The organism is Vibrio sp. YT-17 (assembly GCF_033337375.1).
Lineage (GTDB): Bacteria > Pseudomonadota > Gammaproteobacteria > Enterobacterales > Vibrionaceae > Vibrio > Vibrio alginolyticus.
This window is the reverse complement of record NZ_JAWOQP010000011.1, coordinates 42,277-65,557: the sequence shown is the minus strand read 5'-3', so window position 1 is coordinate 65,557 and position 23,281 is coordinate 42,277. Positions and strand designations below refer to the sequence as shown.

Below are 23,281 nucleotides of genomic sequence, written 5' to 3'. Positions count from 1 at the left end.
TGACGTTAGTTCCATTGGTGGCATGAAAATACTGATATGTGATGACTCAGCTGTTGCAAGAAAGCTTATTGCGCGTTCTATCGTACAAGATACATCATTGCATCTTATTGAAGCGCAAGATGGTTATGAGGCGCTTAATATTCTTGCTGAGCAAAATATCGATATTTTGTTTCTCGATTTAACGATGCCTATAATGGATGGTTTTGAGGTCCTCGAATCATTACCTGTTAGTCAGTACCCGACCAACATCGTCATTATTTCTGGAGATGTTCAACAAGAGGCAAAACAGCGCTGTCTCGATCTTGGTGCTCAAGCTTTTATCGCTAAGCCTCTGACAGAAGAGCAGGTGCTCCCACTATACGAACAATTAGGACTGCATTATGCGTTCAAACCTAGTCATTCGGTTGATTCTAAAAACCAGGGTTGCGAAGAGCTTTCCTTACTAGCCAAATTCCGTGAAATTGCGAACATTGCCCTTGGTAAAGGGGCTGCGATTATGGCCGACCATTTACATGAGTTCATCCAACTTCCTGTTCCTCATGTTGGACCGTTGTCCTACGGCGAGCTTCATATGACACTGGTTGATGTGGTTGGGCGTGACAGTTCCGTTGCGGTAGCGCAGAGGTTTGTCGGTGGTGGTATTCACGGAGAGGCACTGGTGTGCTTACGTGGTAGGGATATCAATCAGATTGGGGAAAAATTAGGTTACCTCCTTGAGTTTACGCCTCATAATGAAATCATCTTGAATATCTCTAACCTACTGGTTTCGTCATTTCTCACGTCGTTAGGCGATCAACTCGACAAGCAATTCTCACTTCGTCAGCCAGGCATTGTGGATACCTTAACACCTTATTGTGAAGAGCAAGGCGAGTTGGGCGAGCTCTTTACTATCGAATACACCTACATGGCAGAAGCGCTCGATTTCGAGTGCGAGGTACTGTTTTTAATTGATAAGCCATCCGTAGAAATAATCTATGAAATCATGGAGCTAATCTAATGTCCGATATCACGCTGGACATAGCAGACTTTCATTGGGTCACACAAATTCTCGATACGATGGATTCAGGGCTTATTGTTTTGGATCAAGAGTATAAAGTGTGTGTGTGGAACAGTTTTATGCAGTCATACAGTGGCGTTCTATCACAAGAAATTCTTGGTGAATGTTTATTTGAGCATTTTGAAGAGCTGCCAAGAACTTGGCTAGAAACCAAGATAAAAGCTGCCGCCGATCTGGAAACTCGTTCTTTTTCTAGCTGGGAAAACCGACCGTACCTTTTTAAGTTCAACAATTTTTCTCCGGTTTCAAACAGCAGTGATTTTATGTATCAAGATATCGTGATCACGCCGTTAATTGGGCTTTCAGGAGAGGTCAGCCACATAGCGATTCAAGTCAATGATGTTTCTGAAACTGCGAGAAATCGCATTCATTTGAAAGAAACAAATCAACATTTGTCGGAAATCAGTCGCAAAGATGGTTTAACAGGTTTATTTAATCGCGCTTATTGGGAGCAATCATTGAAAGATGAGTTTGCTCACTTAAAAGTTATCGACGGACCATGCTCATTAGTAATATTCGATATCGACCACTTTAAGAAGGTGAATGATACTTATGGTCACCCGACAGGGGACGAAGTCATTCGTCGAACCTCTGCCTTGTTGAGAAAAACAGCAAGAAGCAGTGACATCTGCGGTCGTTTTGGTGGTGAAGAGTTTACGGTACTACTTCCTCACACAAACCAGGAGCAAGCTTGCTATTTCGCAGAGCGTTTGCGCAAAAGAATTGAGCAAGAGATCGTGAAAGTGGAAGATTTTTTGATTAATTACACGATAAGTATTGGTGTTTGCGAGTATAAGCCTTATTTTGAAACTCACACTCAATGGTTAAAGAGTGCCGATGCTGCGCTGTATCGTGCAAAAGAAAATGGTCGTAACCAAACCTGTTTGCATGAAAATGACTGAAATATAAAAAGGTTTGAAGAAACCCTGTATCCGAATTCAGTGAAGCAAAGCTCAATTGTTTGAAAATCATCCAGTTGGTTCGTGAATGTTTGTTAATATGAAATAAGTTAATGAAATTTTCTCGGCATGTCTTACTATTGAAACTATTCTGCTTTCAGCTTCGAAGGCTTGCAATAAACGGAGAAAAACAGTGGTTTTAGAAACCGATGGATATCTCGCTCTTATCGAGCACTTGTCTCTAAATCTAGATATTTTTACGACCGAAATTGGCGACACTGGATCCGAAAGCATCGAAGATGTTGTCACCGATATGGTGGCTTCAAACATCATGGCGATTTTTGAGCAAAATCCAGAACTTCACTCGAGCGTACGCTTCAAATTGTTGAAAGAGGCTGATGCAGTTGTTGAAGATCTTGGTGAGATATTGGCTGGGGTATGGCATAAAAAAGCGACCAATGAACAGATCACGTTCCTTGATGAATACATCGCTCTGGTCAAAAATCTGTTCGATAATGCTGTTGCGACTTACGACTGATATTGTTTTAACTTACAGCAATGTCCGGTTAAAGAGTGAGAGGAGTTACATTGTAACTCTTCTTATTTGCCAAAACTTAGATGCCCAGTATGGGTTGTCGATTCTTGAAATAATCACACCTCTAGACGTCGATGCATGCATAAACTGCTTGTTACCCAAGTAAATTCCGACATGATAAGTTGTACGTCTTGTTTTAAAAAACACTAGATCCCCTTGCTTGGCATCCGTCCAACTTAACTCCACACCTTGCTTTGATTGCTGCCTCGTTGTCCTTGGTAACGAGAGCTGATAAGCCTCAACAAACGCTTTTTGTACAAATGCTGAGCAATCAATTCCAGATTTCTGTGTCCCGCCTAAGCGATAAGGCGTGCCGTGCCACTCTGTGTAAAACTCGAACAAATCAGGGTTGTCCGACAATAGCTGATTTGTAGGTGTTGTCACCTGTGCTTGCTCACTAGGCTCAGGCCCAGAAGAGCAGGCGCTTAGTAGCACACTGATTATCAAAGGAAAATATACTCGACGCAAATCACCACCTGTCATCTCTATGACTCACAACTGAAATATTAGTGTCATAACCAATCCATAGTATGGGCTGCAAATCACGGTTTTGTCTCACAAATGTGACGGAATCACTGCAGAACCGATTCAACCTTAAGAAAGAATAAAAATTGATTATGGCAAAGCGAAAACGCTCACGCACATCACTTTCACTAATTCAGGCTGTCAGTGCAACATTTTTAACTATCATTGCTCTTGTTATAGCCCTTTCTGTCTCAAGTTTCAAAGGAATGGAACAGGTAGGGGAACAATTTGAAGACTTGTCGCAAAAAGCATTACCAATCGCGATGGCAAACGCAAAGTTAACCAGGAATGTATTGGAGATGGTTAAGCTACTCAACCATGGTATGCAGACTACTGAGCCGAAAGAGTTGCCTCTCATAAAAGAGCAAATCGACTCTCTTGCAACTCAAAGCACGACTTTGGTTGTGGAAGCGTCTGGTGTAGCTCAGCAACTCTCGGAGGAGTTAGACACCAAACTAGCGCGTTTACATAACATCACGCAGTCCATTTTGTTGAAGCAATCTTCGGTGATACAAATTCAAATGGATATTGATGCCGCTGTTGGTGGTTTTCGCTATGGGCTTAGCTCTATCGGTCCGGAAATGAATCGAATCAGTTCGTTCCTTAGTGCTGATAATCCTGAGTCGAGCGATGCCGCTAACCGTTTCATTGCTTCTGCAAGCTCAATGGAAAGTACGTTCTTAGTCATGATGATGCACTCAGAATTAAACAAAGCCGAAAAAGAATACCGAGAAATGCGAAATCGCATAGCCGGTATTAAACTCGCCTATGAAGACTTCCAATCTTTTCATCCTGAAGTAAGTGAATATGCAAGCTTAACCGCACCATATGAGATGGTGAAACAAGGCTTTAGTGAAAAGGGCGTGCTGCGTTTGATCCTCGCCAAACTAGAACAAGGGGAATTGCAACGTTCAGAGTTTAAACAGGCTTCGATGCTTGCGGATGAAACCATGCGGTTACTTGATCAAATCTCCCAAACCGCTGGTCAGTTGATCGATGAAAAAGAGCGGGTGGTCAACGAGACCATTGAATCGGTGAGCGTTGTGCTCGTGTTTGCGGCGTGTGTGATTTCTTTTATTATTCTGGTTACTTGGTTTAGTCTCAAGTCATGGACAAACCTAGGGTTAAGGAATGTACTAACGCGTCTTTCAGCACTTACCGAACATGATTTTCGTGACAAGGCAGAAGAAGTCGGCCCTTATGAGCTGAAAGAAGTAGCACGAAAGTTGAATCAAGTAATCGATTCCACACACGACTCCATTCAAACGGTGACGCGCAATTGTGAAACGCTTTATCAGACGGCAGAAGTAAGTCACAGTGCAGCCGAACAAACAAATGATGGGTTGGCAACACAAAATGAAGCGTTGTCGAGTATGATCACGACCATAACGGAGCTTGAAGCCTCTATTCGTGAAATAGCAATGGTGACAAATGCATCTTCACAGGACTCGCTCCTTGCAACCCAACACACTGAAAAAGGGGTTCAAGTCGTGGAACAAAACCGCGAACGTTTGGAGTCATTAGAAAGCTCTTTGGATGTAAATGAACAGTCAATGTTAGAGCTAGACCAACGTGTTAAACAGATTCGTGAAATGGTGGATATGATCAGTGGGATCGCGGACAACACCAACTTACTTGCTCTCAACGCAGCAATAGAAGCTGCCCGTGCTGGTGAGCAAGGGCGTGGATTTGCGGTTGTCGCTGATGAAGTTCGCAAACTTGCAAGTGATACCTCTCAACAAACGACGAACATCCGAGAAATGATGAGCGAGCTTATTACTGCCGCAGAGCGTTCGCGCCAAGCAGTTAATGATTCAAGAGAAGAAATGACCCACGCGCTAAAGTCCAGTAATGAAGTGAAATCGACATTCTCTGATATCAACCTCGCGGTTAAGCACATTCAAGAACGTGTTGAGCAAATCTCAGTTGCTACAGAAGAACAAGAACGAGCGACGGCAGATGTATCTCAATCCATCACGCATATTTCTGATCTTGGCGAACGCACAAAGCTGCAGCTTGAGTCTATGGTTGAGAGTTCTGAGCAAGTGGCGGAAATTGCTGGGCACCAGCAAGCAATGCTGCACAAGTATGAGCTTCATCAGACCAAGTAAATGAGATGTTTCCACCGACTAAAAGCAGAACCTCGGTTCTGCTTTTTTGTTACGGCTACCCATTCAATGGCTCCTATTTGCATTGCAAGAGTGAGTTACATCTCATCTCGTTCATTTCTAAAGGGTTTAGTTATCACAACGTGATGTTAATGCTTTGTTCGAGGGACTCGTTGACTAGAATGTCGCCAGAATTCAAAGGAACGAATCATGCAGTTATCACAAAGAGCCAGCCTCATACTAGTTAATCATCACCAAGAGCTTTTGCTTATCCACCGCGTTCGAAACGACAGACAGTATTGGGTTTTCCTTGGCGGCAGTGTTGAAGCAGGTGAGAAACCTGTTGAAGCTGCTAAAAGAGAAGCGCTGGAAGAAACCTCAATAGAACTTGGCTCGGTTAAGAAAGTTTTGGAACTCGAAAATCAAGGTCGCTTAGAAACCTATTTTCTTTCTTATGTAGGGAACTTAAAAGTGAAACTTGGGAGTGGGCCAGAGCAAATCAGAAAATCAGATGTTAATCAGTACCATTTGAAGTGGGTGCGTGTAGAGCAACTTCACTCGATTTCTTTATATCCAGAGAAAGCTAAAGCCTTTTGCTTGAAGCATAAGGAGTGGTTTTGTGATCGATAAAGTTTGCCCCGTTGTTCTACGTAATCAAAATCAAGAGATCCTACTTTTTAAACATCCGTTGGCGGGTGTTCAGCTCGTAAAGGGCACTGTTGAAGTGTTTGATGAAAGTTACATCATAGCAGCCAAGCGGGAGCTCGCTGAGGAGTCTGGTATCACACATGTTCGTTCCGCACGATATTTATGCTCATGGGACAGTGGCTTTCAAAATCAAGTATGGCATTTTGTTTTGTGTGAGTGTGCTGGCCTCGCTAATTCATGGCTGTTTCATACGCAAGACGATGGCGGACATGATTTTGCGTTCTTCTGGCACGATGTCGAGAGCGGCCTTCCCGCGAATGCACATACTGTGTTTCAGCGCGGGCTGGAAAAGGTACGAGAGTTGATAAACCAAGGCGTGATTTAAAGGAGGATTCTGTCATTGCATTGGCGGATTTGGGCGAAACGCCACAGCAAACACTATGCTTCTACTAGAAGCAAATAAAGAAGGTAGAGCAGCCGTTACTGTTCTCATCGTGTTGATAATGGCACTGTCGATCTCAAAAATGGCGATGAGATTACAAATGTTTAAGTGACTTCTATATGCTTTGCTCATTCATTCAGATAAGGAAACGGTAATGGATAAATTCGTCGTGTTTCTCTTATGCCTTTTTATGACAGTTGGCGGAGTGGTTCATCTTTATGACAACATTGTTGGTGGCTTTTTACCTTACGATTTTGCGCCACGCTGGTTGAATATGTATTGGAGCGCTTTGGGACTATTGGACTTATTAGCAGCGTATCTATTGGTCAAGCATCGCCGCTCTGGCCTAGTCGTTATGTTATTGATTCTTATAACCAATGTTATCTTTAGTTCCCACGCTCACTATACATTAGAAATATTAGATAACAACGTCGCCCTACAAATGAAGACACTGTTTTTAGGGTTCTCATTTGGGGTATCTATCTGGTTATGGAATGCGCGAAAACATAGTCAATCGCGCCAAATATTTCGTTAATTATTATTTTCACAACACTCGATTAAGGATTGTAAACAGGGACTCGTTATGAACGATTTTAAAGACTTGGCCAGTTTTGCTGGTTTCAGCGTACTGACAGGTTTGAGCTTTGCCACCACTTTCTTCAGCCTTGCTTTTCTATACAGCTCAATAGAGGCACAGCAAGTAATGAACACCAATGCTTTGGCATGTGCAGTGCTTGGTGTTGTTGGTTTATTTGTTGGTATTACTCAGTTAAACAAAAAGCGTCAGCTAGCAGAAAACTAATCTGTTCTTACACATCATGAGGATGAAGTAGTGTTTAACAGGGGTTTAGGCTTGGTCTATTCGTTTTGTTGACATACTTCATCCAACAATATTTTTTCAACCATTACTTCTTCTCTTTATTGTAGCGAAAGGGCTGCGTTAAAAGCTTATCTAATCTTTGCTCTTCTTCGTCTCTAATTTCCGGCACACCAATAACAACATCATCATGACCCAACTTAGGCTGAGCTCGGTATGTCCCAAAAAAGCGGTCCCAAACTGAAAGGAAAAAACCAAAGTTTGAGTGGGTCTCTTTTACTATCACTGAATGGTGCACGCGATGCATGTCTGGTGTAACGATGACGTTTCGCAGTTTTTGGTCCATAGATAAAGCCAGTTTTGCATTACTGTGATTAAACATCGCGCTCGCATTAAGCACAATTTCAAATACCACAATTCCGATAGGTGAAACACCTAAGATAAACACGGCTGCAATTTTTACTCCCATTGAAATGATTATTTCGAAGGGATGAAAGCGTGCGCCTGTAGTGACGTCTATGTCGAGATCGGCGTGATGCATTCGGTGAATCTTCCACAGCGGCTTTACATGATGAAAGACAACATGCTGAGCGTAAATGACGAAATCAAGCAAAATGACGGTTAGAAAAATATTTAACCAAGCGGGGAGGGACAGAATATTGAGCAGCCCCCATTGTTGCTCCTGAGCTATGACCGCAGCTTGAAAGGCGGCGATAGGCATGATTAAAGCAATAACTAGGCTGTTAAAAGCAACCAATGACAAGTTATTGACCCAGCGAAACCTGCGCGAAGCGGTCAGTGTTTTTCTAGGCAATTTGTTCTCCCAAATGGCACAAAGCAATAATACGCCAAGGAAAAAGCCTAATCTGAGCCATGAGGGTTCTTGAAATGTCGTTTCTGTCACTGTCATTCCCTTATTTATTTCTTTATCTATGACCGAGATAAGTGTGAAATTATTTCAACACACTGCTGATGGGCTTATCTTGAGGCGAAACCATAATATCAGTAGAATCGCGCTCTACTTTTTACTTGGCATTACTTACCATGAGAATTCACGCTTTCCACCGTTTATATCAGTACCGACAATCTATCTCAACCAAGCCTTTCAACGCGCGTGGATGTAAAGTGGTTCGTTGCCAATATTGCCAGGTTTCTGAGCAACACTGTTTGTGCGACCTTCAGCCAAACATTAAGGCTAATATTGCATGTATGTTGATTGTTTCTGAAAACGAAGTATTTAAGCCAAGTAATACCGGTCGTCTAATCGCTGATACGATTCAAGAGACTTACGTGTATCAATGGAACCGAACAGAACCGTCTGAAGAGATGCTAGCGCTACTACAGGATGACAGTTACCAACCGGTGATTGTATTTCCTGCAGACTATGTGGATGATCCCTCTCGTTTAATTGAAGATCTAGAGCCAGGGCGATTGGTAAAAGAAGATGTCGAGAACAAAAAATGGTTGCTGATCTTTATTGATGGTAGCTGGCGTGAGGCACGAAAGATATTCCGTCGTTCTGATTTTCTTAAATCTTTGCCTGTGCTTTCCATTGAGCCGGAATCTCTGTCTGAATACATCATGCGCCGCTCCGAGAATGATCAGCATCTTTCAACCGCCGAAGTCGCGACATTAGTTTTAAAACAAGCTGGTGAGCCTAAAGCTGCGGAATGCCTTCAATTGTGGTTTGAAGCCTTCAGAGAAACTTACATGCTGAGCAAGACTCGAGTCAAAAGCGACCCTAACCAGCCACACTTGAAACGTTTCAAAGAGTGGATGAAAACCGAGAGCTGACTCTAAGGAATGAGCTTTTGTTGATGGTATGTTGTTCAACTGGCTTCGGTGAGGGGATAAATCTGCATTCGGTCACGGTTTGCAGGCGTACAGATATGGATAATGCCATCAGTTTATACTTTTGACTCTAGCCATTTTTGAGAGTCGTTTGAAGCATTTTTTAGGAGAGAAATACATGTATTACGGCTTTGATGTCGGTGGCACTAAAATTGAATTTGGTGCATTTAACGAGAAGCTTGAGCGTGTAGCGACGGAACGTGTACCTACACCAACAGACAACTACGAGCTGCTGGTTGATACCATTGCGGAATTGGTGAATAAATACGATACAGAGTTTGGCTGCGAAGGTACGATTGGTCTTGGCCTACCAGGTATGGAAGACGCCGATGATGCAACGGTACTAACAGTTAACGTTCCTGCGGCAAAAGGCAAACCACTTCGTGCTGATCTAGAAGCTAAAATCGGTCGCAGCGTAAAAATTGAAAACGATGCAAACTGTTTCGCGCTTTCTGAAGCCTGGGATGAAGATCTTCAAGATGAACCATCTGTACTAGGTTTGATCCTTGGTACTGGTTTTGGTGGCGGCTTTATCTACGAAGGCAAAGTATTCTCTGGCCGCAACCACGTAGCGGGTGAGGTGGGTCACACACGTCTTCCTATCGACGCATGGTTCCACCTGGGCGAAAACGCACCATTACTTGGCTGTGGCTGTGGCAACAAAGGCTGTTTAGATAGTTACCTATCTGGTCGTGGTTTCGAGCTTCTTTACGCGCATTACTACGGCGAAGAGAAGAAAGCGATCGACATTATTAAAGCGCACGCAGAGGGTGAAGAGAAAGCAGTAGAGCACGTCGAGCGCTTTATGGAGCTGCTAGCGATCTGCTTTGCAAACCTGTTTACTGCAACAGACCCACACACCGTTGTACTTGGTGGCGGCTTATCTAACTTCGAATTGATTTACGAAGAGATGCCAAAACGCATCCCTAAACACTTATTGTCTGTGGCTAAGTGTCCTAAGATCATCAAAGCAAAACACGGTGATTCAGGTGGTGTACGCGGCGCTGCGTTCTTAAACATCAAGTAATGACTTAAACCTTACTCGATATAAAGTAAGAAGAAATTTAAAGCCCCGTTTAGACTTTCAAGGTTAAACGGGGCTTTTACTTATATACCGAAGTAACTTGTATACCCAAGTAACTCATATACCTAAGTAATTTCGGTATGCTCGGGTATGGATCATGAACAAAAGTAGCATGCATAAAAAACTCACGACGAATCGTGAGTTTTCTGTTTGCAGCTAAGCTTATTTGTTCTTTTTGCCTACGCCCAGGTTTTCTTTTTGAGCTAGGGTGATTTTGCTAAAGCCTAATTTTCTGAAGTAGTTGTCGCGGTAGTTTCGCACCGCTTTAGTGTCAGACACTGCTTCGATTTGTTGCTCCATCTTTAGGAACTCAGTGATATCGATACCTTCGGCTTCTGCAACTGCTTCTTGAATGTTGCGGTGTTGCTGGTATGAGAACGTCAGTTCTTTATCTTGGTCTTTGTAAGTGTAAAGAATGGTGCGAGCCATAGCTGTCTCTCTGAAAAGGTTTCTGTATATTAAACAAAAAGGCCAGACTCGCTGACCTTTGAATTTCTAGTTTGAGCTAGATTCTGCCTTGAAGTGGGATAATTGTCACGCTTTCTCCCGCTTTTACTGTATCAATAGCTGGGGAGATTTCGATCAAACAGTTTGCCTCACTCATTGAGCGTAAAATACCAGAGCCTTGCTTGCCTGTTGTACGAACGGTTAAACGGCCAGTGTTATCCAGTTCATAGATTCCTCGACTAAACTCGGTACGACCTTGGCGAGAGCGAAGGTTTTCAGTCGCGATGGCATTCACTTTCAGAGGCTTCCAGCCTTGTTCGCCTTGCATCTTACGCAGTGCAGGCTCGACAAAGTTGATGAATGAAACCATCACGGCAACAGGGTTGCCCGGCAGACCAAAGAACGGCTTGTTGTTGATTTGACCAAACGCTAATGGACGTCCCGGACGCATGTTGATTCGCCAAAAATCGATTTGACCAAGTTTATCCAAGGCAAGTTTGATGTAATCCGCATCACCAACGGATACGCCACCAGAAGTCATAACCACGTCCGCTTGCGCCGATGCGTTTTCCAATGCTTCAATCATTAACTGTTCGTTGTCTTCCAGAATACCGAAGTCCAAGATCTCGCAGCCGAGCTTTTCAAGCATGCCCATGATGGTAAAACGGTTGGAATCGTAGATAGAATTCGCTTTTTGCTCTGTTCCCGGCGCTTGTACTTCGTCACCGGTGGAGAACACGGCAACTTTCAATTTTCGGAATACATTCGCTTCACCAAAGCCAAGCGAAGCGATCATGCCCATTTCTGGAGAGGCGAGGCGAGTGCCTGCGGTAAAGACGTCACTGCCGATAGCGAGATCTTCACCTGCTTGACGAACGTTTTGGCCTGCTTTGATATTCGCACCGTTAAAAGTGACCTTGTCACCTTCTTGAGTGGCTTGCTCACGCATGACCACTGTATCGCCGTTACGTGGTGTTGGTGCGCCAGTCATGATCTTAACTGCTTGACCAACTTCCAGAGGCTGATCGTAAGCATGGCCCGCCATCACTTCAGCAACCACTTGGTAGCTATCACGGTCAACATCATCACTGCGGATGGCATAACCGTCCATCGCGGAGTTGGTGTATTGCGGCACATTTACTGGTGAAACGATATGTTCCGCAAGAACGCGGCCATAGGCGTTTTCAATCTTGCATGCTTCTATTTCCGAAACCGTGTTCACCAAAGAAAGGATTTTCTCTTGGCCTTGAACCACAGAAAGGAAAGCAGGAGAAAGTGTGTCGCAACATGCGGCTTCTTTCTCTTTAGATTTTGGTGCTTTTGCATCTTGAACGTATTGAAGAACAAATTGAGCGATGGCATCCAAATCATTGATGTTCATTTGAGGGAGCTCAGAATCTAACCCCGCAGTGTTTGAAGCGATAGCGATGATGTTTTCATCGTTTGGATAAAGCCAAGGCTTGCCGACTTCTTCACGGTGCAATTCGATTTTAGGAAACGCGATGTTTTTGCAGCCTTCGACCAAAACCACATCAAGCATGTCTTCATCAAAACGTGTTAATAGGTATTCAAACTCCGCTTCGGCTTCTGGCGTTTCTGTCATTAACGCAAAACGGTTGCGAGAAGCAATCAGCATTTGAGATGCGCCAGCTTTGCGTAAACGGTAGCTGTCTTTACCCGGCTTATCGACATCGAAGTTGTGATGAGCATGTTTTAGCATGCCAATGCGCAGGCCCGCTTCAGTTAGCTTTGGCAATAGAGCTTCAAGTAGTGTGGTTTTGCCTGTGCCTGAATAAGCCGCAAAACCAAGAATAGGAATGTTTAGCGTGTGTTTCATGATTCTAATTGTCCAAATTGCGCCAGTTCTTCCGGAGTGTTCAAGTTGACGAAACAGTTTGGTGAGTCGCTAAAGTCAACGTAACTGGTATTGCACTCTTTGTAGAGTAGAATGATTTTGCGGTCGCCACGTTCTAAAAATGCGGTGAGTTTTGGCAGTACGCGCTTGTGGTAGAGCGTAAAAACAGGTTGCTGATGGTCACCATCATGCGCGACCAAAATATCGCTGTCTTCTTTGACGAACTGGCAGAAACGCTCGACAAGGTCGGTGTTGATTTGTGGGCTATCGCAAGGTACAAATCCGACCCAGTCAGTTTCAGCATGCATCAAACCCGCGTGAATACCGCCCATAGGCCCAGGGAAATCTTTGAATTGATCACTAAATACGAAACCAAATTTGCTGTACGCATCTTGGTTTCGGTTGGCATTAATTAAAATGCGTGGAGTTTGTGGAGATAAACGCTCAATAACGTGTTCGATGAGTGGCTTCTGATTTAACTCAATCAGACCTTTATCTTTTCCACCCATACGGCTGGCTTGGCCACCAGCCAAAATGACCCAACTAGTTTGTGTTGGTTGAAGCATATGCATTCTCTTGGGATGTTTCTTTTGGTATGACATACAACAGAGGAGACTCTATCAAAGTCTTGTCTTTAATCCACCACTGTTTTTTACATAAGTCGGTCAGTGCGTTGGCCTGATGGCTTGTCACCACGATACTGGAACCACGATCCAAAAGATCTTTCGCCATCATTACCAATCGTTCAATGGATTCTTGGTCTAAAGACGCACTTGGCTCATCCATCAATAAAATCGACGGTTTTAAAATCCAAGCCCTTGCCATGGCAACGCGCTGTTTTTCACCGCCGGACAACACGGAAATATGTTCGTCCGCTAAGGTTTCTAAACCTACCATGCGCAGCGCGTGAATAACTTGAGCTCGCTTATCTTTTTGCGTGTCTTGTTGATATTTCACTCCATAGACTACGTTTTCATATACAGTGCCGTCAAAAAGGTAAGGGGATTGATGGAGATAAATCACATCGACACGACCATTGCGACACGTCAGTCTTTTCAGCCACGTATCTTTTGGCGCAACAACATCGCCAGTAGAGGGTTTGAGCAAGCCAGCAAGGATTTTGAGTAGGGTAGTTTTGCCCACACCATTGTCACCCTTGAGATAAATGGCATCATTTGGGCCGATGGCTAACTCAGGGATGTGGAAAAGCACACGCTCTTTAAAGCGCATGGATAACTGTTCGGCGGTGATTTTTATAGTCATAATTCGCCTCGACATGGGGTTAATGGTGAGTCGTTTGTTTGCTTCATGTTCTATGTTCTGAGGTAGCCTTTGCCTCTCATGCTTGATAAGAAGAAGTTTAGAGCCAACGCTAAAGATAGTAATACAATTCCTAATGCAACTCCTTGCGCAAAAGCACCTTTACTGCTTTCCATTGCGATAGCCGTGGGAATATTTCGCGTCACGCCCATAATGTTCCCACCAACCATCATTGAGCAGCCCACCTCGGTCACGATACGTGAAAACCCTGCAATGATAGCCGCAAGTAGAGGAAAGCGGGTTTCCCAAATCATCGTTGCTGCCAAGCGCGGAATGGAGACGCCCAGCGTGATGGCAGTTTCCACTGCACGACGGTCGCTAGATTGTAATGCACCATGCATCATCGATACCAAAACAGGGAAGCAGATCACCATTTGGCCGAAGATCATTGCCTTCTGAGTGAACAGCATTTGCCAGTCTCCCCAAGGGCCAGAGCGCGACAGCAACATGTACAGCAACAGGCCAATCACCACCGTAGGGACCGCTTGCAGCGTATTTACGATCGACAACAAAAACCATTTACCGCGAAAGTCGGTATACGCCAGTACAAAGGACATCAAAATAGCCGGCAATACCACTAGGGATATTGCCGTAATAGAAACACTAAAGGAGACCGCAACGATCTCCCATAGGTCTGCATCAAAATTCACCAGTAAGCGAAGCGCTTCCAGTGTTGTATCAGCAAGATTCATATTGCGTTATTTGCTCTCAGCATTCGCAACAAACAGTTGTTTACCGTTTAGGCGGAAACCATTGATAAGTTCCTGTCCGCGAGGGTTTACCAACCAATCACTGAATGCCTTCGCACCTTGGTAGTTGATCGTTGGGTAACGCTCAGGGTTAACAAGAATAACTTGGTACGGGTTAAACAGTTTTTCATCGCCTTGGAACAGAATTTCTAGATCCAATTTGTTTTGGTAAGCCAGCCATGTGCCGCGGTCCGTCATGGTGTAGCCTTGCATTTCAGACGCCATGTTTAGAGTTGGGCCCATACCTTGACCTACGCTACGGTAGCCACCAAAGTTCGGTTCGATTTTAGTTTGAGCCCAGAAGCCCATTTCTTTTTTGTGCGTACCAGAATCATCGCCGCGAGAGATGAACGTTGCGTTTTTGTTTGCGATCTCTTTGAATACATCTAACACGCCTTCGTCATTTTTGATTGTTGCTGGGTCAGCTTTCGGGCCTACAATCACAAAGTCGTTGTACATTAGCTTGCGAGGTAAAACGCCGTAGCCTTTCTCAACAAATGCGCCTTCAGCTTTTGGTGCATGTGTCATCACCAAATCTACGTCACCGTTTTCGCCCATTTTTAAGGCTTTACCCGTACCTGCAGCAATAACATCGACTTTGTAGCCCGTGTCTTTTTCAAATTGTGGAAGTAGGTAATCAAGTAAACCTGAATGGTAGGTACTGGTTGTGGTTGCAAGGCGAACGTGTTCTCCGTCTTGAGCAGAAAACGCAGAGTAACTTACAAGCGTGATTGACGTTGCAGCCAGAGTTAGCGCAATTTTTTTCATTTTTATGTGTTCCTTTCCAATGATTCTTTGGAATCTCTCCAGGTTTTAGGGAGAAGCCTTTTTGGACGAGAGCGATTAGCGTAATACGCAAGTTGTCTTAGGGTGTTGGAATAAGCAAACATCAACATCCTGAGATCACTTAAATGCGCTCCGTATCCACCTTATAGCAAACAAGATGCCAACCTTTTACAAGCTTAAAGTGCTTGGTTTATGCACTAAATCATGGGGTTATTTGCATAAAAGTTTGCGTTGGTACAAAATGTCGCACTTTTTGTAGGGTATCTCTGTTTAAACTTGGTACACTCTGTCCCATCTAAATCCATCTGGGGTAAATATGTCTACTCAATCCCATCTTAGTACAAACCAACAATATAGCGCCTTTTCCGTACTGGTCGTCGATGATGAATTAGGCATGCAAGCCATCTTGAAAAAGGCATTGGGTAAGCTTTTTTCACATGTCGATACAGCTGGTAGCATCGAAGAAGCAGAACAACTGCGTAATTCTCGACATTATGATCTGATCTTACTGGATATTAATCTGCCAGGGCGTTCTGGAATTGAGTGGGAAGAAGCGTTTGAAGATGATGACAAACGTGCCGATGTGATTTTTATGACGGGTTATGCGGATTTAGAAATTGCCATTCGAGCTCTACAGCTCGGTGCTTCCGACTTTATCCTCAAACCATTCAACCTTGAGCAGATGTTAAAAGCGGTCAGTCGCTGTATGGATCGCCGTTTGAACGAACGCATGCAGTACGCGATGACACGCGATTACCAACGTCACAATACCTCAGAGATCATCGGCGGCTCAGAAAAAACGCGTCTGCTTAAGCAACTTATTAACCAATTTGCACCATCACGCGCTTCTGTTTTGGTTGAAGGTGAGTCGGGTACGGGTAAAGAGCTAGTTGCACGAGGTATTCACCAGGCGAGTGGGAGAACGGGCCCGTTTGTGCCAATCAACTGCGGTGCGATTGCACCAGAGCTTTTAGAAAGTGAGTTGTTTGGTCATACATCGGGCGCGTTTACCGGTGCAAAAAAATCGCGTGAAGGTTTGTTCCGTGTTGCGAACGGTGGCACCTTATTTCTTGACGAAATCGGGGAGATGCCACTTGCAATGCAGGCATCATTATTGCGTGTGTTAGAGCAGCGTACGATTCGCCCTGTCGGTTCAGAAAGAGAGATCAGTATTGATGTCCGTATTGTTGCCGCCACCAACCGTAATCTGCAAGAAGAGGTCAATCAAGGTAATTTCCGCAGTGACCTCTATTACCGTTTAAACGTTCTGAAAATTGAAGTGTGTCCGCTGCGAGAGCGCAAAACCGACTTATTTGAGTTGGTGCCATTTTTCAGCAACATGCTGACGCGCGAGCTCGGTATGCCTGCGCCCAAATGGGCTCACGAGGATATGGAAGCCATGAGTGAGTACGATTGGCCGGGAAACATTCGTGAGCTCAAAAACTTGATTGAGCGTTGTATCTTGCTTGGCAAACCACCTGCACACTATTGGCGAGAGCTGAATGGCGGGCATTCACTGCCTAATGTATCGATTACTGTTTCTCACTCTGCTGAGTTACCAACCTTTAGAGAAGGCAAAGAATTTACTGGCGAAGGCTATCCAAACAGCTGGACGTTAAAAGAAGTCGAGAAAGCACATATTAAACAAGTCGTTAACTTGCATGAAGGCAATAAGTCTGCTGCTGCTCGTGACTTGGGCGTAGCTCGCAAGACCTTAGAACGTAAGTACAAAGAATGGGATTCTGAGGGTGAGGAATATGCCGACTAACGGCCCACAGCACAAAGGATTGTCAAAATGGACGCACCGTTTTAAAACCATGGTGCGTTATCGCTTGTTATTCTTAACCTCTGCGCCGATTTTCCTCACATTGTTAGCTCTGATCGGCATTACCATTTATTGGTCTATTCATTACACGTGGCAAAATGCGCTGCTTGATGTCTCGGAACGTCTTGGTGTTGCAAATAACAGTGTAACGTTGTTACAGCAAAAGCAAGCCAATTACGTGCGGGCGTTTGCCGATTCGTACGATTTCCGTATTCGCATTAATAAAGGAACGCCACAAGGTGACCTGCAAAAGTGGGTCACAGAGCAGAAGAAAAGATATGCTTTAGATTTTCTCTCTTTCCAACGCGTTAATTCCATGGAAAACAAATTCCGCTTTATGGATCTCACCAAGCGCGAATCGTTTTTTGATGTACTCAATAAAGAAGAACTCGAACGCCTCGATCCTGAACTCGCCAAACGAGCAGAAGTGCCTATTCTTGCTGATGGTGACAGGGAGGCGCGTGGGTTAGTCAGTCGAACCGTGATTCCGGTATACAGCCAAGCGAACGATTTGATCGGCTTTCTTGATGGTGGTTTGCTCCTTAACAACAGCACAGTGCTGGTGGATCAAATCCGCGATCTCATTTACTTAAGTGATAATGACCGCCTTCGCCCTGTGGGTACGTTGACGGTATTTCTCGATGATTTGCGTGTGAGCACCAACGTTCCTTTAGACAGCGATCATAGACTAGGGCGCGCTATAGGCACTCGCGTGAGCGCCGAAGTGTATAACCAAGTACTTTCTAAGGGTGAACAGTGGGTTGATCGCGCTTATGTGTATGACGCTTGGTATATTACGGCGTATCAACCAATCAAAGACCAATACGACAATGTTATTGGTATGCTTTATACCGGTTACCTCATGTGGCCATTCGTTAAAGCCTACATGACCAACATTGCCGAAATCAGCTTGATTACGGTTATGTTATTGCTGGTTTCTGGCGTGATGGTATATCGCGGTTCTTATGATCTGTTTCGACCGATCGAACGCATTCACAAAGTGGTGAAGCAGGTCCAACAAGGTAAAGAAAAACGGATTGGCCCGTTAGGATTAGATGCCGATCATGAACTTGCGCAGTTAGCCAGACAGTTTGATGATATGTTAGACGCGCTAGAAGAGCGCAAAATTGAACTGAAAAACTCCGCAGCTCAACTTGAATGCAAAGTTCAAGAGCGTACGGCAAGCCTGAGAGAAAAAACCCAAGATCTTGAACTGCATATTCAATTGCTCAACCAAACCCGCGACAAACTCGTTGTTCATGAAAAACTGGCAGCGCTGGGAGAACTCACCGCGGGGATTGCTCACGAAATTAATAACCCAACCGCCGTGATTCTTGGCAACGTAGAATTGATCCATTTTGAATTGGGTGACGATGCAAGTCGAGTACAAGAAGAAATTGATGCGATTCACGCGCAAATTGATCGTATCCGCAATATCACACGCAGTTTATTGCAATACAGTCGCCAAGGCGGTGTTCAAGATGAAATCACTTGGCAACATGTCAATCCTATTATTGATGAAAGCATCACCTTGGTTAAAACTGGCACCAAGAAACGCGACGTTGAGTTTGTGACTGACCTACAAGCGCATACGTCCGTTGAGATAAACCGTCACCACTTGCTACAAATCTTAGTTAATTTGCAAATGAACGCCATTCACGCAATGAGCGGTAAAGGAACTTTAACAGTAGTCAGTGAAGACTGGATTGAAGAGGGTGAAGTGAAAGGAGCTGCGATTCATGTTATCGATGAGGGCTGCGGTATTAAACCAGAAAACTTGAGTCGAATCTTCTCGCCATTTTACACAACGAAACGAGAAGGCACAGGGTTAGGGCTATCGGTCTCCCAAAGTATTCTCAGCCAAACGGGTGGTGAGTTAAAAGCAGAGTCTGAATGGGGAACAGGCAGTAAATTCAGTATTTATTTACCTAAAAAAGCCGAACTGATCCTAGAGGTGACGAACATCGCTTAGTCACTTTTTTGAAGCATTAATGGAAAAAGAGCCACTGACGATAGTGGCTCTTTTTTGTATTTAATGACGCATTTATGTTTACGCTTTTGCTTCTTAGAAACCTTACAATGATTTCACTTGGAGTGAATTAATAAAAACAACACTTGCAGTATGTAGCATGAACAAGTACCGTTGCCCGGTTTTTCTAAATACACCCCAATTGCTAAGGTAAAGGTTTTGATCTCCACAGCGAATATTACTCAACAATTCGGCGCTAAGCCGCTATTCGAAAACATTTCAGTTAAGTTCGGCGAAGGCAATCGCTATGGCTTAATTGGAGCTAACGGTTGTGGTAAATCAACCTTTATGAAGATCCTCAGCGGCGAGCTTGAGCAAACCAGTGGTAACGTAAGCTACGATCCAAACGAGCGCGTTGCAAAACTGAACCAGGACCAGTTCGCTTACGAAGAATTTACGGTAATCGATACCGTTATCATGGGTCATAAAGAGCTATGGGAAGTGAAGAAAGAGCGTGACCGCATCTACTCACTTGCTGAAATGAGCGAAGAAGACGGCATGAAAGTGGCTGACTTAGAAGTTCAGTTTGCTGAAATGGACGGCTACATGGCAGAAGCCAAAGCGGGCGAACTTCTTCTTGCGGTGGGTATTCCAATGGAGCAGCACTTCGGTCTAATGAGTGAAGTAGCACCAGGCTGGAAACTTCGTGTGCTTCTAGCGCAGGTTCTATTCGCAGACCCAGATGTGATGCTTCTTGACGAACCTACCAACAACTTGGACATGGACACAATCCGTTGGTTGGAAGACACGCTAAACGCGCGTAACTGCACAATGATCATCATTTCGCACGACCGTCACTTCCTAAACTCAGTATGTACACACATGGCTGACTTGGACTACGGTGAACTACGTGTTTACCCAGGTAACTACGACGAGTACATGACGGCGGCTTCTCAAGCTCGCGAACGTCTACTAAACGACAACGCTAAGAAGAAAGCACAAATCGCTGAGCTACAAACGTTCGTTGCGCGTTTCTCTGCAAACGCATCGAAAGCAAAACAAGCGACATCTCGTGCGAAGCAAATCGACAAGATCAAATTGGACGAAGTGAAAGCGTCTAGTCGTCAAAACCCATTCATTCGTTTTGAACAGTCTAAAGAGCTGTTCCGTAACGCTCTGATTGTAGAAAACCTGAGCCAAGGTTTTGAAGAGGACTTGTTCTCAGACTTCAATGCAATTTTTGAAGTGGGAGAGCGCGTTGCGATCATCGGTGAAAATGGTGTGGGTAAAACAACACTTCTAAACACGCTTGCTGGTGTACTTGAACCGCGTGCTGGTGAGTTCAAATGGTCTGAAAATGCAAACATCGGTTACTACGCGCAAGACCACGCGCATGAGTTTGCCGAAGACATGAATCTAACGGATTGGATGGGTCAATGGCGTCAAGAAGGCGACGACGAGCAAGTCGTTCGTGGTTTCCTTGGTCGTATGCTGTTTGGTCAAGACGACATTAAAAAGTCAGTAAAAGTACTGTCTGGTGGTGAGCAAGGTCGTATGCTGCTTGGTAAGCTAATGATGCACAAGCCAAACATGCTGCTAATGGACGAACCTACTAACCACATGGATATGGAATCGATTGAATCTTTGAACACGGCGCTTGAGCAATACAAAGGCACGTTGTTCTTCGTCTCTCACGACCGTGTATTCGTAGACTCGCTAGCAACGCGTATTATCGAAATCCGCGATGGTAAAATCACAGACTTTAAAGGCACTTACTCTGAGTTCCTAAAATCTCGTGGCGTTGACGCGTAATTACTCGCAAAGCGTTTAAAAAGCAAAAGCCTCGCTATTTAGCGAGGCTTTTTTAATATTTGGCCTTAATCCTTAAACTGACCGGTTATATACGCATAGATTCCGACTACGCCAAAGGTAATAATCATAGAAAGCATGATACCGCTGGGCGTAAGCAGAAAATTCCACAATTGGTCATTATTCATAGTCCACATCCTCTGTGAATCCGCATTATTGGTTTTAGTTTACACTGAAAAGGTGTTATTGGTTGCCTTTTACATCAAATTCAACCTTGTCGGCTCCTGTAAACACTTGGAAGCGCAAACCTTTCGCACGTGCAATGGTCGTAATACCAAATTGCTTCGCTAGATCTAACCCCATTTGAGTAACGCCAGAGCGAGAAAGCAGAACAGGAATGCCCATTTGAGCCACTTTAATCACCATCTCTGATGTAAGGCGACCAGTTGTGTAGAAAATTTTATCTTCACCTGTTTCTTCTTTGAGCCACATCTCACCTGCAAGTGTATCCACTGCGTTGTGACGGCCGACATCTTCCACAAATGACAACACTTCATTACCTTTGCAAACCGCACAGCCGTGTACTGCGCCCGCTTTTTTGTAGGTGTCGTTGTAATGAGTTAACGCTTCCAGCGCAGAATAAATCTCTGACTGCTTAAGAGGAACTTGAGGCACTTGATAATTTTCAAGCTGCTTCATCACGTTGCCATACATAGTGCCTTGGCCACAACCTGAGGTGACGGTTTTCTTTTTCAGGGCGCCTTCTAAGTGTTCAGTGTTTTCTTTAGTAATCACCGCTGCGGAATGCGTTTCCCAGTCAATAATAACGGATTCAATCGCGGCTGGATCGGACAGGAAGCTTTGGTTTTTTAAATAACCCAGTACTAGTGCTTCTGGACGCGAACCTAGCGTCATGAGCGTGACCACTTCTTTCCAGTTCAGCATGACCGTAAGAGGACGCTCGCAAGCGATTTGCTTCGTGAGCTTTTCGCCGTACTCGTCGTACACATCGACTTCAATGGTTTGCAGGGGATTTTCACTGGTTTTAATAATATTTGGTTTCAGCACAGTCGTGTCCTAGTGATTAAGAGCGTTAGGTTGCTACGCATTTTAGCTTGTTAAGTGGCTAGCAAATCTCATTCCAAAATAGCGGTTCCCACAGAAATTGCGAGGTTTTATGTCAACAATGCATTAAAACTGCGAGTTCGCAGTAATGACACATCAATACATTTGAGTTTCGTCTAGTTTGGTACTTATAGCCTGAGGGAGTATATAGACTAAGTTATATCAGCTTGGCGCGTTTATTGCTTCGAAGACAATAAAAATGGTCGAAAACGGGGGCAAAATCTCCCGTGTGTTTTCAGACCAAAAATAGAAAGACTGGGTGAGTTATGTCGGATAAGAAAGATTTCGAAAAAAATTACGAAAAGACTGAGGATACATGGCCAATCGGCGTAGAGCTTGTTGAGCATGAGATCAGTACAGGGATTTGGGTGACAACCCAATGGCAGTTGACAGGATTTGCGCTGAATCCGACGGAAGAGACTCCAGATGTTTGTCTGTTGCAATTACATAAAGACGAGCGTACAGACTACCGCTTTAACTTAAGCTCTCAGCAACCTAAACTCTTTTTAGTGATGGATAACGTCGAGTCTGGTGAAAAACCAGCGATACAGTTACTGACGGCTTCACAATCTGTTGCGGCGCAATATATGGATGGTGATAACCTTGTACTATCTAACGATATGCCGTTAGCCGTTCAGGCTTGGATGGAAGCCTTTATTGGTCGTCACGGTGAGTTGTTAGAAGTAAGACGAAAGAAACGCAAAGGAGCAGGCAGAGCAAATGGCAACTAGTTTTTTAAGCCGTTGGTCGAAACGTAAACTAGAAGAATCTTCCCAACATGCTGAAGAGATCACGCCGATAGCAGAGACGGAGCAATCCGAAGATAGTGTCACAGCGCTTTCAAACGCTGACGAAAGCTTAGATGCTTTGAACGTCAATGAGGATAGTCAGGCTCCAGACATTACCGCGAGTGTAGAGACTGAAAAAACCGAAGAAATGTCTGTGGCGCAACTGCTGGTTTCTGAAGCTTCAGAAAGTGTTAAGAAAGCTGCGCTGCGCAAAATGTTCTTGTCCGAAGAATTTAACGTGCGTGACGGCCTAGACGATTACGATGATGATTACAGTAACTTAAAGTCACTTTCTCAAGACGTCGCTGAGACGCTGCGTGATTGGGTTAAAGACAAAGTGGAAGACGAACCAGACGCCGAAACTGCGCAAGGGTCTGAGCTTAACGCTAACGATATCGCATCTGAGGTAGTTGAAGACGCAGAGTCAAACACCGACAAAAGTGGCCAAATTACTCAAGATGAAAGTGATACTTTTGCTGAAGAATCACAGCCTAACGAGGTGAGACAAAATATACCACACAAAGAATAGGTACATTTTGACTAAACACTCAATGAGCCGGCTGAGACAAAATGTCTCAACCG

Annotated in this window: 24 protein-coding genes; 15 read left to right on the top strand and 9 right to left on the bottom strand. The window is 44.4% G+C overall.

Going from position 1 to position 23,281, the window contains the following annotated elements:
- Window positions 1-22 precede the first annotated feature (22 nt).
- From R7F67_RS12490 to R7F67_RS12480, 3 genes are all read left to right on the top strand, one after another.
- Entirely contained in the window at window positions 23-997 is a 975-nt protein-coding gene (locus tag R7F67_RS12490) for a response regulator (protein WP_042523017.1), read from the top strand.
- Complete coding sequence (locus tag R7F67_RS12485; RefSeq protein ID WP_025766666.1) at window positions 997-1,959, top strand: GGDEF domain-containing protein; 963 nt, start codon at window positions 997-999, stop codon at window positions 1,957-1,959. The genes R7F67_RS12490 and R7F67_RS12485 overlap by 1 nt, the downstream gene beginning before the upstream one ends.
- 190 nt (window positions 1,960-2,149) lie before the next feature.
- Window positions 2,150-2,494 (top strand): DUF3802 family protein, encoded by a 345-nt coding sequence (locus R7F67_RS12480; RefSeq protein ID WP_005377620.1) that lies wholly within the window; start codon window positions 2,150-2,152, stop codon window positions 2,492-2,494.
- 45 nt (window positions 2,495-2,539) lie between these two features.
- Here the strand turns inward: R7F67_RS12480 and R7F67_RS12475 are convergent, their stop codons facing one another.
- Window positions 2,540-3,034: an NlpC/P60 family protein gene (locus R7F67_RS12475; RefSeq protein ID WP_213868751.1), complete on the bottom strand. Its 495-nt coding sequence runs from the start codon at window positions 3,032-3,034 to the stop codon at window positions 2,540-2,542.
- Between the two features lie 134 nt (window positions 3,035-3,168).
- On the opposite strand from R7F67_RS12475, the gene R7F67_RS12470 reads away from it, so the two are divergent.
- The 5 genes from R7F67_RS12470 (at window position 3,169) to R7F67_RS12450 (ending at window position 7,076) form a co-directional block, all read left to right on the top strand.
- Window positions 3,169-5,187 carry a methyl-accepting chemotaxis protein gene (locus R7F67_RS12470; RefSeq protein WP_318057200.1) on the top strand — a complete coding sequence of 673 codons (2,019 nt, stop codon included), beginning with the start codon at window positions 3,169-3,171 and terminating at the stop codon, window positions 5,185-5,187.
- A 207-nt stretch (window positions 5,188-5,394) separates the two neighbouring features.
- Window positions 5,395-5,814: an NUDIX domain-containing protein gene (locus R7F67_RS12465; protein WP_258475704.1), complete on the top strand. Its 420-nt coding sequence runs from the start codon at window positions 5,395-5,397 to the stop codon at window positions 5,812-5,814.
- Window positions 5,804-6,217: an NUDIX hydrolase gene (locus tag R7F67_RS12460; protein ID WP_005389540.1), complete on the top strand. Its 414-nt coding sequence runs from the start codon at window positions 5,804-5,806 to the stop codon at window positions 6,215-6,217. The genes R7F67_RS12465 and R7F67_RS12460 overlap by 11 nt, the downstream gene beginning before the upstream one ends.
- A 211-nt stretch (window positions 6,218-6,428) precedes the next feature.
- Window positions 6,429-6,809 (top strand): hypothetical protein, encoded by a 381-nt coding sequence (locus tag R7F67_RS12455; RefSeq protein ID WP_005377611.1) that lies wholly within the window; start codon window positions 6,429-6,431, stop codon window positions 6,807-6,809.
- 48 nt (window positions 6,810-6,857) lie between these two features.
- The gene (locus R7F67_RS12450) at window positions 6,858-7,076 is read left to right on the top strand and encodes a hypothetical protein (RefSeq protein WP_005389537.1); all 219 of its coding nucleotides are present in this window, start codon (window positions 6,858-6,860) and stop codon (window positions 7,074-7,076) included.
- A 103-nt stretch (window positions 7,077-7,179) separates the two neighbouring features.
- On the opposite strand, the gene R7F67_RS12445 is transcribed toward R7F67_RS12450, so the two are convergent.
- Window positions 7,180-7,995 carry a sterol desaturase family protein gene (locus R7F67_RS12445; RefSeq protein ID WP_054579312.1) on the bottom strand — a complete coding sequence of 272 codons (816 nt, stop codon included), beginning with the start codon at window positions 7,993-7,995 and terminating at the stop codon, window positions 7,180-7,182.
- 140 nt (window positions 7,996-8,135) lie between these two features.
- Here R7F67_RS12445 and R7F67_RS12440 point away from each other — a divergent pair, with 140 nt between their 5' ends.
- Window positions 8,136-8,885, top strand: a complete 750-nt coding sequence (locus R7F67_RS12440) for a tRNA-uridine aminocarboxypropyltransferase (RefSeq protein ID WP_005389532.1) — start codon at window positions 8,136-8,138, stop codon at window positions 8,883-8,885.
- A 175-nt stretch (window positions 8,886-9,060) separates the two neighbouring features.
- Entirely contained in the window at window positions 9,061-9,969 is a 909-nt protein-coding gene (nagK, locus tag R7F67_RS12435) for an N-acetylglucosamine kinase (RefSeq protein WP_005377586.1), read from the top strand.
- 219 nt (window positions 9,970-10,188) lie between these two features.
- Here the strand turns inward: nagK and R7F67_RS12430 are convergent, their stop codons facing one another.
- The 6 genes from R7F67_RS12430 to R7F67_RS12405 form a co-directional block, all read right to left on the bottom strand.
- Complete coding sequence (locus tag R7F67_RS12430; protein ID WP_005377584.1) at window positions 10,189-10,455, bottom strand: DUF2960 domain-containing protein; 267 nt, start codon at window positions 10,453-10,455, stop codon at window positions 10,189-10,191.
- 76 nt (window positions 10,456-10,531) lie between these two features.
- Window positions 10,532-12,310 (bottom strand): bifunctional molybdopterin-guanine dinucleotide biosynthesis adaptor protein MobB/molybdopterin molybdotransferase MoeA, encoded by a 1,779-nt coding sequence (locus R7F67_RS12425; RefSeq protein WP_258475703.1) that lies wholly within the window; start codon window positions 12,308-12,310, stop codon window positions 10,532-10,534.
- Window positions 12,307-12,894: a molybdenum cofactor guanylyltransferase MobA gene (mobA, locus tag R7F67_RS12420; RefSeq protein ID WP_005377572.1), complete on the bottom strand. Its 588-nt coding sequence runs from the start codon at window positions 12,892-12,894 to the stop codon at window positions 12,307-12,309. Before mobA ends, R7F67_RS12425 begins: the two co-directional genes overlap by 4 nt.
- Window positions 12,872-13,591 (bottom strand): energy-coupling factor ABC transporter ATP-binding protein, encoded by a 720-nt coding sequence (locus R7F67_RS12415; protein ID WP_005377570.1) that lies wholly within the window; start codon window positions 13,589-13,591, stop codon window positions 12,872-12,874. Before R7F67_RS12415 ends, mobA begins: the two co-directional genes overlap by 23 nt.
- A 50-nt stretch (window positions 13,592-13,641) precedes the next feature.
- The gene (locus R7F67_RS12410; RefSeq protein ID WP_258475701.1) at window positions 13,642-14,340 is read right to left on the bottom strand and encodes an ABC transporter permease; all 699 of its coding nucleotides are present in this window, start codon (window positions 14,338-14,340) and stop codon (window positions 13,642-13,644) included.
- A 6-nt stretch (window positions 14,341-14,346) separates the two neighbouring features.
- The gene (locus tag R7F67_RS12405) at window positions 14,347-15,165 is read right to left on the bottom strand and encodes a substrate-binding domain-containing protein (RefSeq protein WP_005389522.1); all 819 of its coding nucleotides are present in this window, start codon (window positions 15,163-15,165) and stop codon (window positions 14,347-14,349) included.
- Between the two features lie 334 nt (window positions 15,166-15,499).
- Here R7F67_RS12405 and R7F67_RS12400 point away from each other — a divergent pair, with 334 nt between their 5' ends.
- The 3 genes from R7F67_RS12400 (at window position 15,500) to R7F67_RS12390 (ending at window position 20,789) form a co-directional block, all read left to right on the top strand.
- On the top strand, window positions 15,500-16,951 hold the full coding sequence (locus R7F67_RS12400; RefSeq protein ID WP_064353911.1) for a sigma-54-dependent transcriptional regulator: 1,452 nt from the start codon (window positions 15,500-15,502) through the stop codon (window positions 16,949-16,951).
- On the top strand, window positions 16,941-18,980 hold the full coding sequence (locus R7F67_RS12395) for a cache domain-containing protein (RefSeq protein WP_005389520.1): 2,040 nt from the start codon (window positions 16,941-16,943) through the stop codon (window positions 18,978-18,980). Before R7F67_RS12400 ends, R7F67_RS12395 begins: the two co-directional genes overlap by 11 nt.
- 216 nt (window positions 18,981-19,196) lie before the next feature.
- Window positions 19,197-20,789 carry an ABC-F family ATPase gene (locus R7F67_RS12390; RefSeq protein WP_031781344.1) on the top strand — a complete coding sequence of 531 codons (1,593 nt, stop codon included), beginning with the start codon at window positions 19,197-19,199 and terminating at the stop codon, window positions 20,787-20,789.
- A gap of 240 nt (window positions 20,790-21,029) precedes the next feature.
- Here the strand turns inward: R7F67_RS12390 and R7F67_RS12385 are convergent, their stop codons facing one another.
- Window positions 21,030-21,854 carry a formate dehydrogenase accessory sulfurtransferase FdhD gene (locus R7F67_RS12385; protein WP_017820681.1) on the bottom strand — a complete coding sequence of 275 codons (825 nt, stop codon included), beginning with the start codon at window positions 21,852-21,854 and terminating at the stop codon, window positions 21,030-21,032.
- A 323-nt stretch (window positions 21,855-22,177) separates the two neighbouring features.
- Between R7F67_RS12385 and R7F67_RS12380 the strand changes: the two genes are divergently transcribed.
- Together R7F67_RS12380 and R7F67_RS12375 are read left to right on the top strand one after the other, a co-directional pair.
- On the top strand, window positions 22,178-22,642 hold the full coding sequence (locus tag R7F67_RS12380; protein WP_005389514.1) for a DUF3305 domain-containing protein: 465 nt from the start codon (window positions 22,178-22,180) through the stop codon (window positions 22,640-22,642).
- The gene (locus R7F67_RS12375; protein ID WP_171344702.1) at window positions 22,632-23,228 is read left to right on the top strand and encodes a DUF3306 domain-containing protein; all 597 of its coding nucleotides are present in this window, start codon (window positions 22,632-22,634) and stop codon (window positions 23,226-23,228) included. Before R7F67_RS12380 ends, R7F67_RS12375 begins: the two co-directional genes overlap by 11 nt.
- Window positions 23,229-23,281: the final 53 nt, after the last annotated feature.